Origin of the sequence: Aeromonas sp. (assembly GCF_051657805.1) — a bacterium.
GTDB lineage: Bacteria > Pseudomonadota > Gammaproteobacteria > Enterobacterales > Aeromonadaceae > Aeromonas.
Window position 1 is genome coordinate 430,183 of record NZ_JBOFLJ010000003.1, and the last position, 6,558, is coordinate 436,740.

Below are 6,558 nucleotides of genomic sequence, written 5' to 3' on the forward strand. Positions count from 1 at the left end.
CAGGATGCGAGCCATCTGGCGAGACGAAGACCGAGTGACCTCAGCGACCTAAGGAAGGAAGAATGGATCTTCAACAAGACGGCGAAGAGCTGAAGCGCGGCCTGAAAAACCGCCATATCCAGCTCATCGCACTGGGTGGTGCCATCGGTACCGGCCTGTTTCTCGGCATCGCCGACACCATCAAGATGGCGGGCCCCGCCGTGCTGCTCGGCTACGCCATCGGCGGCTTCATCGCCTTCCTCATCATGCGCCAGCTCGGCGAGATGGTGGTGGAAGAGCCGGTCGCCGGCTCCTTCAGCCACTTCGCCTACAAGTACTGGGGTGACTTTGCCGGTTTCGCCTCCGGCTGGAACTACTGGGTGCTCTATGTGCTGGTGAGCATGGCGGAGCTGACCGCGGTCGGCATCTATGTCCAGTACTGGTGGCCCGAGATCCCGACCTGGATGTCGGCGGCCTTCTTCTTCGTGCTGATCAACGCCATCAACCTCTCCAACGTCAAGGCGTTTGGCGAGATGGAGTTCTGGTTCGCCATCATCAAGGTGGTCGCCATCCTCGGCATGATAGGCTTCGGCGGCTATCTGCTGTTCTCCGGCACCGGCGGCCCCGAGGCCACCGTCAGCAACCTGTGGGCCCAGGGTGGCTTCTTCCCGAACGGCGTCGGCGGTCTGGTGATGGCCATGGCCTTCATCATGTTCTCCTTCGGCGGTCTGGAGCTGGTCGGTATCACGGCGGCGGAAGCGGACAACCCGGAGAAGAGCATCCCCAAGGCCACCAACCAGGTGATCTACCGCATCCTCATCTTCTACATCGGCGCCCTGACCGTGCTGCTCTCCCTCTACCCCTGGGGCAAGGTGGTCGAAGGCGGCAGCCCCTTCGTGATGATCTTCCACGCCCTGGACAGCAACCTGGTGGCCAACGTGCTGAACCTGGTGGTACTGACCGCTGCGCTGTCTGTGTACAACAGCTGCGTCTACTGCAACAGCCGCATGCTGTTTGGCCTCGCCAAGCAGGGCAACGGCCCCAGGGCGCTGCTCAAAACCAACAAGAGCGGTGTTCCCCTGACCGCCATCACCATCTCCGCCGCCGCCACCCTGCTGTGCGTGCTGATCAACTACCTGATCCCGGGCAAGGCCTTCGGTCTGCTGATGTCCCTGGTGGTCTCCGCCCTGGTCATCAACTGGGCCATGATCAGCCTCGCGCACTTGAAGTTCCGCAAGGTCAAGGCCGCCGAGGGGGTCACCACCAAGTTCAAGGCGCTGTGGAGCCCGTTTGGCAACTATCTCTGCCTCGCCTTCATGGTCGCCATCCTGGTGATCATGTACATGAACGACGGCACCCGCATCTCGGTCGAGCTGATCCCGGCCTGGGTACTGGTGCTCGGCATCGGCTACCTGCTCAAGCAGAAGAGCCAGCGCCGGGTTGCCACCAACCTCGGTTGAGCAACTGCCCCTTCAGATCACAATGCCGGTCGATGACCGGCATTTTTTATTCCTGCTCCTGTTACACCTCTGCACCGACCTGCATCCCCCTCGCCAGCTTATTCCCCCCCCTCTGAATGCCTGCCGTCGATGTCGGCGCGGCTTCTGCTCTGACGCCCTGTCCCTGGTGTGGTCAACGATAAACCGCCCATAAACAAAAGCCCGAGGGGGTGAGCCTCGGGCTTGTTGATATGCACTGGGTTTAAAAGACCTGCCGCCTCTGACCCTTACTCCAGCAGGAAGACGGCTTCCACGTTGTCCGTGATGCTGATCTGCTGCTGTTGGTAGCTGTTCTCCACCATGTCGGCGGCTGGCGCGGCGGCCGCCTTCATGGCCCGGCTGTACACAGGTACCGGTGAGCTGTTGCGATACTCGACGCTGTAGACCTTGCCCAGCTTCATGCCAAAGGCTTTTGCCAGGGACTCCGCCTTGCTGGTGGCATCGGCCACGGCGCCGAGACGGGTCTGCTCCTTGATGGTCTGCGGGGACTTGAGACCGTATTCAATCTGGGAGACGGACTCCAGCCCGGCCTTGAGAGCGGTATCCATCAGCTGGCTCAGTTTGTCGAGCTGATAGAGCTTGACCGAGAGTTGACGCTGGGCACGATAACCCACCATCTCGGGCTGCTTGTTCTGGGGATATTGATACTCGGGGGAGATCACCAGATTGCCGGCCTCCACGTCGCTACGCTTGATGCCGAGGCTCTCCAGCTGGCCGAAGAAGGCCGCTACCTTGGTATCCACCTGCTGCTTTGCCTTGATGCCCTGTTTCTCCAGCGCGGTCACGGCGACATTGAGGGTCAGCATGTCGGGCTCGGCCTTCTGCTCGGCATAACCGCTGACCACCAGGTGAGGCGCCTGGGGTACTTCAATGGCAAGCAGGGGGGCACTGACAACCAGAGCAGACAGGGTAAGAAGGGGACGCCACATAGAAAAAAACCTCCATCGAATAGATGGAGGCCATTATGCCCATAGCCGAATGAGATTCAAATATCGTGCAAGGGGGGGATATGGTCCAATACCTGGTTGGTCATGTCGATATTGATGCTGATCTCCCCATCCAAGGCGCTCGTCGGGCTCCTGTTCATGGCCACGGAAGCCGGTGCACCGAGCAAGTCATCCTCCTCGAAGTGGAAGGAGTCCCACGACAGAACATGACCCTGGGGAGGGGACATGGGCTCGGATGCCGTCACCACCGCCAGCGAATTCCAGTCGAGTTCATCCCCATGGCCGAGCAAGCCGTGCAGGGCGTTGTCACTCAGGCTCGAGAGTGCATACTCCTGTTGCCCCCACTCATGGCCAACCAACACCATCATATGAGGCATGGACGCACTCTCCGCCGGGCTGAAACTGATGCTGGATGCGGCGAAGTCCACATTGAGGGAACCCGCCACCTCGCCATCTTCCGTTTCCAGCTCCAGGCCATTGAGCTTGTCACCCGTCATCGATGCCTGATAGCCAAAACGGCCGGTGCAGACGATATTGTCCTGCCCATCCCAGCTATAGCGAATGCCATCGATGTCGACCCAATTGAATGACTGCATGGTGACTCTCTCCCGATATTGCCGCTATCTTAGCCGTCCTCGCCATCAAATAACAGGGACCGGGCGAGCCCGGCCCCCGTTTCATCACGGTTGAACCTTGAGGTTGCCATCATCCAGCAGCTGCTTGATGATGTCGTGGTTCGTCGTCAGGCCACCATTCTGATCCAGATCGAGACTGCCCTGGAACTGTATGGTCAACTGGGATCCCCCACTCGTCGATCCATTCGTGTCTATGGTCAACTTGTTGCTCGTGGTGTCAAACTGCAGATAGTTGTTCAGTGCCGTGGCCAGATCGTTGTTGTTGCCACTCGCCGGCACACCGACCAACAGGGATGACAGATCCAGCACATCGCCACCGCTGGCAGTGCTGCCCAGGGTGAAGTCCGTGATGTTGTCCGTACTGCCATCGGCATCCCCCGCCACCCATTTGAAGGTGTCGCTACCGGCACCGCCCGTCATGGTGTCACTGCCGGTTCCACCGAGCAGCAGATCGTTGCCATCCCCCCCGAGCAGGATGTCGTTGCCCAGGCCCCCCGTCAGGGTGTCGTTGCCGGACTCCCCGAGCAGGGTATCGTTGCCACTGCCGCCATCCAGTTGATCGTTCCCGGTTCCCCCGACCAAGGTATCCTTGCCGCCCGCTCCGAAGAGCAGATCATCACCGGCACCACCCGACAAGATGTTGTCCAGGCTGTTCCCTGTGATGCTGTCCCCAAAGTCGGAGCCGATGGCGTGCCCTTGCGTGCTGTTGAAGGTCACATTCACGGCGCTGGCGGCGGCGTCATAGTCTGCGGTGAACGGGGCTTCCGGCAACAGGCTAAGGCCTATGTTGCTGTGGACGGCATCCCCATCTCCGTCAGTCAGCGTGACCGGCAGCTGCAGGCTGACCGGGATCCCGGGAGTGGCGACGCTGGAGCCAAAGTCCCCGATCTTGAAGTCACTGCCCGCGGCATAGTGGAATTCCAGGCTGTTATACCCATCCGCCGTGTAGGCCGCCAACTTGGTGTTGCTCACCACCCCCACCACGGTTGCCACATAGGCCACCCCGACACCGGGATCATCATCGGTGAAGTTCACCGTAAAGTTTCGTCCTCCCACTGAGACCGTCTGCGACATGCCAGCGGCTATGCTGACAACCTTGGTCGAACCGTTGAAGCTGATGGCCACCGCAGTCAACGACTCCTTGTTGCCATCCCCGATGTCGTTGTCGCTATCGGTATCTTGGCGGGCAACCAGTTTCACGCTTGAGCCCCCGCTGCTGATGGCGGTGAACAGTGCCGAGGCGCCATTCACATCGTAGTGAGCATCGAAAGCGTGAGTCTGATTTGCCAATGTGCCATAAGAGCCCCCACTGACAGGGGATCCGGTCAAGTCGACGACAAAGTCGATCCGCATCGCCTCATTAGCGCCAACCGATGCCCCGCTACTGATCCCCCCCGTATTGGCCGAGGTGTTGACCGTGCCGCCATCCACCCCACTCGTCATCGCCGTCAACAGCAGATCCTTGCTGTCATCGTTGGCAGCAGTGTTGAAACCTGCCCAGGAGGCGTTACCACCGACGAAGTTGTAACCGCCGCCATTGAAGTCGATCGTGGTCTGCCCACCGTCGACCTCCCCTATCATCTGGATCTGGTAGGTGGCAGAGGCCGGTTGCAGGGCCGCGATAAACACAGTCCCGGCGGCCGTGGACGCCGTCAGAGTGATGCCATCGACGGAAAGCGCATAGGTGATGGGCAAGCCGCCGGACGTCAGTCCGCTGTTGCTGCCATTCAGTGCACTGTCAAAGCGGATGCTCCCACCATCCGCGCCATAGTTGTTTGCCAAGGTACCATCACCATCCAGCAGGAAGGTGCCGGTCACGCCCGATTGGTTCAACATGACCCCCATGGCGGGCGTCATCACGAAGGGCACATCATCTTCCACCTGGACGATGAAGTTGCGGATCAATGCGACATTGTCCACGCCTTCATGTGCGCTGATCACGCTGGACAGGTTGAGGGCCTTCAGCTCCAGATCGTTGCCATCTCCCTGGGGATGATCAATCGAGCCTTGCAGGGTGAAGGTGTAATCCCCATCACTCTCCACCTGCAGGGTGAAGATGAGTTTGCTGCCAGCCATGGCAACCAGCGTATCGACCCCGGCACCATGCGTGATGCTATAGGTGATCGCCACGCCCCCCGAGGTCAGTGCAGGCAGCCCTGCCGTCGACCCCATGCCAAAGCTGACCCCCATGCTGTCCGCAACCATTTGCGCCAGAGACCCACTGACCGTCGTCAGCAGAGGGTTGTTGCCTGGCAAGCCTGTGGGCAAGCCGTCTTCAAACACGGAGGCGACGATGGGGGACGTATCCAGTACCAGGATTTTCAGCTGAGCACTGGAGGTATCGCCGTCCGAATCCACGATGGTGTAGGTGAAGACCTCCTGGGTATGAGCCGCCACATCATTGGGGGGTGAGTAGGAGTAGGAGCCGTCCGCATTCACGGTCAGTCGACCCCCTGCCGGTGTCGGGATGGGGCCCGTTGTGCCGCCTTGCACCAGGAAGGTCACGACATTGCCGTTGATGCTGTCGGCCACCCCGGCATAAGCAGCCGGATTGGTGACGGTAAAGCTGACCTGCACCACGGTCACGGGGCCATCGGCACCCGCAACATCCACACCGGCACTGCCATCTACGTCGGTGATCACGTTGCCGGTCGCCGGTGGTGGCACTGTGGCTTGCAAGGTGGCATCCAGGTCATTGATGTTATCGACCAGGGTCACGGTATCACCGTTATCCTCCACCAGGGCCAGTTGCGAGATGGCCGATGCGTTGCCACTGACGTTGAGGCCAACGGCATAGACCTCCACGTTGTTGTTGTTCACAAAGCTCGTCCAGCCTGCCGGCACGTTGCCCTCATTGGGCGCACCATCCGACAGGAAGTAGACCTTGGTTTCGTAACCGGCCAATGCCGGATTGGCCAGATCGGCCGTCAACTGGTTCTGTGCCAGTACGAGAGGCGCATTGTAGTTGGTGCCACCGCCATCCGTTGGCAAGCCGGAGATGCTGGCCTTGGCCACGTCGGGCTCACTCGTCTGCGGGATCAGCACGGCCCCACTGGCAAAATCGATCACCGTGATGGTCAGGGGTACCCCCAGGGCCACATAAGAGTCGATCATGTGATTCAACGCACTCTTGGCCAGTTCCAGACGATTCGGAGAGCCATCTGTCGTCGTGCCTATCTTCCACAGCATGCTGCCCGAGGTATCGACCACCAGGACGAGGTTGAAGGGGGGCAGCCCGGCTTCCGTCACCGCAACGCTGTTATCCTTCGCGGTCGGTACGTCGTCGACAATCTGCACGCTCAGGGTATTGCTGGTCGTGTCGTTGTCGCTGTCCACCAGGGTCACGGTGAAGTCTTCAAACAGGCTGTTGTTGCCGTTCGCCGTCGGGTGCGCCTCGTTGTCCAGCAGGGTGTAGCTGTAGCTCACCAGCCCGGTCGCCGGGTTGTACGCCGTCACCGTCAGGGTGTTGCCCAGCCCCGTCGTCACCGACTGCGGGAA

4 protein-coding genes are annotated in these 6,558 nt (G+C 60.3%); 1 reads left to right on the forward strand and 3 read right to left on the reverse strand.

Features of this window, described 5'->3' with window-relative positions; all coding sequences use genetic code 11:
* Positions 1-62 precede the first annotated feature (62 nt).
* A complete protein-coding gene (locus ACRCYW_RS02360) occupies positions 63-1,439 on the forward strand; it encodes an amino acid permease (protein ID WP_438548573.1) in 1,377 nt (458 codons plus the stop codon).
* A 266-nt stretch (positions 1,440-1,705) separates the two neighbouring features.
* On the opposite strand, the gene ACRCYW_RS02365 is transcribed toward ACRCYW_RS02360, so the two are convergent.
* From ACRCYW_RS02365 to ACRCYW_RS02375, 3 genes are all read right to left on the reverse strand, one after another.
* Positions 1,706-2,407, reverse strand: a complete 702-nt coding sequence (locus ACRCYW_RS02365; protein ID WP_438548574.1) for an SIMPL domain-containing protein — start codon at positions 2,405-2,407, stop codon at positions 1,706-1,708.
* Between the two features lie 56 nt (positions 2,408-2,463).
* On the reverse strand, positions 2,464-3,021 hold the full coding sequence (locus ACRCYW_RS02370) for a hypothetical protein (protein ID WP_438548575.1): 558 nt from the start codon (positions 3,019-3,021) through the stop codon (positions 2,464-2,466).
* Between the two features lie 84 nt (positions 3,022-3,105).
* A partial coding sequence (locus ACRCYW_RS02375) for a VWA domain-containing protein (protein ID WP_438548576.1) occupies positions 3,106-6,558 on the reverse strand: 3,453 nt, incomplete at its 5' end.

Coding starts and splice junctions, on each gene's coding strand:
- ACRCYW_RS02360 (WP_438548573.1), top strand. CDS start 63: ATGGATCTTCAACAAGACGGCGAAGAGCTGAAGCGCGGCCTGAAAAAC.
- ACRCYW_RS02365 (WP_438548574.1), bottom strand. CDS start 2,407: ATGTGGCGTCCCCTTCTTACCCTGTCTGCTCTGGTTGTCAGTGCCCCC.
- ACRCYW_RS02370 (WP_438548575.1), bottom strand. CDS start 3,021: ATGCAGTCATTCAATTGGGTCGACATCGATGGCATTCGCTATAGCTGG.